Origin of the sequence: Agrobacterium sp. OT33, from assembly GCF_017313365.1 — a bacterium.
In the GTDB taxonomy this organism is placed as follows: domain Bacteria; phylum Pseudomonadota; class Alphaproteobacteria; order Rhizobiales; family Rhizobiaceae; genus Agrobacterium; species Agrobacterium rhizogenes_A.
In genome coordinates this window covers 1-3,102 of the sequence record NZ_JAFLMZ010000022.1, presented here as the reverse complement: position 1 = coordinate 3,102, position 3,102 = coordinate 1, and the positions used below count along the sequence as shown (strand labels likewise).

Genomic DNA, 3,102 nt, shown 5'->3' with positions numbered 1-3,102 from the left:
TTATTTCAGCTGCGTCACGGTCAGCTTGCCGTTCACCCGCTCGGCGACGAATTGCACTTTCGCGCCTTCCTGCAATTTCGCCAGCATGGCTTCGTCCTTGACGTCGAAGACCATGGTCATTGCCGGCATGTCCAGATTTTTCAGTTCCTCATGGATAAGCGTGACCTTTTTGGCCTTGGTATCGAGTTTCTTCACCGTGCCGGCGGTGAATTCCTGCGCGAAGGCGCCGGCGGCAGAGGCGAGAAAGAGGGCTGCGGCGAGGGTGGTGTTGATGATTGTTTTCATGGATCGGTTTCCTTGTTTGCTTACTTTTTGGCAACGGTGACATCGCCGTGCATGCCGGCGTCGTAATGTCCGGGCACAAGGCAGGCGACCTTGAAGACGCCGTCATTGGTGAACCTCCAGACGATTTCTCCTGTCTTGCCGGGCGCCAGACGGATGGCGTTCGGATCGGCATGTTCCATCTCGGGGAATTTCTCCATCAGCGCCTTGTGCTCCATGACCTTCGCTTCTTCGTCGAGAACGAATTCATGATCGAGCTCGCCTTCGTTCTTGACGGTGAAGCGGATGGTCTGATCCTTGCGGACCTTGAAGTTGTTGGGCGTGAAGATCATCTTGCCATCCGGCGTCTCTTTCATGCTGACGCGGATGGTCTGGGTGACTTTCGTGGCGTCGCCGGGTTCGCCGACGGCCATGACCTCGCTGTGTCCGCCGGCATGGCTGCCGGCCGCCAGAGCGGGGGTCGCAAGTGCTGCCAGCACAAGGCCAAGAATTGCAGTGTTCATGTTGTTTTCCTTTTTTCGTTTGGGAGGATTGACGGTCAGCCGTGGTTGGAATGGGCAGAGGGTGGCTGTGTGCTTGCATCTTTGGCTTTCGGCGCGTCGGGCAGGTTGCCCGCCCACTCAAAGGCCTGTGTGCCGGGTGGGTTTTCATACCAGCCCGGGTCGGCGTAATCGCCCGCGGAGATACCTTCGCGGACCTTCACCACCGAGAACATGCCGCCCATTTCGATGGGGCCGTGCGGACCCCAACCGGTCATCATGGGCACGGTGTTTTCGGGTATCTCCATCGACATTTCGGCCATGTCAGCCATGCCGGCGGTGCCCATCGGCATGTATTCGGGGCGAATCTGCCGGATTTTCTTGGCGACTTCCTTTTTGTCGACACCGATGAATGTCGGGATTTCGTGACCCATGGCGTTCATGGTGTGGTGCGACTTGTGGCAATGGATCGCCCAGTCGCCCTCATATTTGGCGTCGAACTCGTAAGCGCGCATCGCGCCGACGGGAATGTCGATGCTGACTTCCGGCCAGCGCGCCTCGGGCCGCACCCAGCCGCCATCGGTGCAGGTGACCTCGAAGTCGTAACCATGCATGTGGATCGGATGGTTGGTCATGGTCAGGTTGCCGACCCGCACCCGCACCCTGTCGTTTTTCGACACGACCAGCGGATCGATGCCGGGAAAGACCCGGCTGTTCCAGGTCCAGAGATTAAAATCGGTCATCTCCATGACACGGGGCACGTAAGTTCCCGGGTCGATGTCGAAGGCGCTGAGCAGGAACACGAAGTCCCGGTCCACCGGCATGAACGCCGGGTCCTTGGGATGCACGACGAAGAAGCCCATCATCCCCATGGCCATCTGCACCATTTCGTCGGAATGCGGGTGGTACATGAAAGTGCCGGATTTCACGAGATCGAACTCGTAAACGAAGGTTTTGCCAACCGGAATATGCGGCTGCGACAGGCCGCCGACACCGTCCATGCCCGAAGGCAGGATCATGCCGTGCCAGTGAACCGTCGTATGTTCGGGCAATTTGTTGGTGACGAAGATACGCACCCGGTCACCCTCCACAGCCTCGATGGTCGGACCGGGGGACTGGCCGTTGTAACCCCACAGATAGGCGGTCATGCCCTCGGCCATCTCGCGTTCCACCGGTTCGGCGACGAGGTGGAACTCCTTCACGCCATTGTTCATCCGGAAGGGCAGGGTCCATCCGTTGAGGGTGACGACCGGGTTGTAATCCGGGCCGGTTGAGGGGCGGGTGGGTGTCTGGGTCGCGGCACCCTCCATGCTGGCTGCCTCCGGCAGGCCCATATTGGACGTCTGCGCCCAGGTTTTGGAGGAGATGAGCGCCGCGCCGGCGGCGCCTGCTCCAAGCAATTGTCTTCTGCTGAACATTCCCGTTTCCTTTCTCAATGACCGCCGCCAGCCGGGGCTTCGGACGTCGCGACTTCGGTTTCGGCCGCGGCACTGCCGGTGCTTCCGCCATAGATGACGGGGGCAAGGTTGGCTTCGGCCAACCAGAAGTCGCGCTTGGCGTTGACTGCGAGGATGGTGGATTCGACTTTTTCGCGGGTATCGGCGATCAGCTCGAAGGTGCTGGTAATCATGCCGTTATAGGACAGCAGCGATTGCTCCTCGATCGCGCTGCGCAGGGGCAGGACATTGTTGCGGTAGTGACGGGCAATGTCGTAATTCGACCTGTAGGCCAGATGGGCGGAACGGGCCTGCGAACGGATGTCGACGGCCAGCCCGGCCAGCTGGTTGGCCGCCCGCATATAGGCGAGTTCGCCCTTGCGCAGACGCGCCTGCCCGGAATCGAAGATCGGGATCGTGAAGGACAGCGAACCGGTTCTTGCAATGTCCGAACGGGTGGCGCCGTCCTCGCGCTCGCGTTCCTTCTCCCAGTTTCCGGCCAGCTCGATATCGGTGACGATGCGGGTGGCGTCTTCCAGGCGATAGGATTGTGCGGTTGCCTGCAATTCGAGGCGGGCGACCTGCAAATCCATGCGTTTGTGAATTGCTTCCGCCTCGATATCGTTGCGCGCTATCAGGGTCTTCGGCAGGGAAGGAAGCCGGTTCGGTATCTGGAACTCGGCGTCCGTGCCGGAAAGGCCCATCAGCCGGATCAGCTCTTCCTTGGCGAGTTTCGCTGCCAGTCGCGCCTTTGCCGTTTCTCCCGTCAGTTCCGCATAAAACACATGCTCGCGGGCCTGATTGGCCTTGGGCATCGAACCCGCTTCACCGATCTTTTTCGCAAGTTCCGAAGAGGCGTCGGCCGCAACCTTCGCCTGATTGAGATAGGCGACGTTTTCCCAGGC

At 60.1% G+C, this 3,102-nt stretch carries 4 protein-coding genes; all 4 read right to left on the bottom strand.

Annotation, left to right across the window (positions count from 1 at the left end):
* Positions 1–285, bottom strand: coding sequence for a copper-binding protein (locus JZX88_RS25985; protein WP_065116661.1), 285 nt, complete (start codon positions 283–285; stop codon positions 1–3).
* A 20-nt stretch (positions 286–305) separates the two neighbouring features.
* Complete coding sequence (locus tag JZX88_RS25980) at positions 306–785, bottom strand: plastocyanin/azurin family copper-binding protein (protein WP_110758976.1); 480 nt, start codon at positions 783–785, stop codon at positions 306–308.
* Positions 786–820: 35 nt separating this feature from the next.
* Positions 821–2,179 carry a multicopper oxidase family protein gene (locus JZX88_RS25975; protein ID WP_206915182.1) on the bottom strand — a complete coding sequence of 453 codons (1,359 nt, stop codon included), beginning with the start codon at positions 2,177–2,179 and terminating at the stop codon, positions 821–823.
* A 14-nt stretch (positions 2,180–2,193) separates the two neighbouring features.
* Positions 2,194–3,102 (bottom strand): TolC family protein (locus JZX88_RS25970; RefSeq protein WP_206915181.1); only part of this gene is annotated, 909 nt, incomplete at its 5' end.

Excerpts from the sequence above, each read along its gene's own strand:
- JZX88_RS25985 (WP_065116661.1), bottom strand. The coding sequence starts at position 285 with ATGAAAACAATCATCAACACCACCCTCGCCGCAGCCCTCTTTCTCGCC.
- JZX88_RS25980 (WP_110758976.1), bottom strand. The coding sequence starts at position 785 with ATGAACACTGCAATTCTTGGCCTTGTGCTGGCAGCACTTGCGACCCCC.
- JZX88_RS25975 (WP_206915182.1), bottom strand. The coding sequence starts at position 2,179 with ATGTTCAGCAGAAGACAATTGCTTGGAGCAGGCGCCGCCGGCGCGGCG.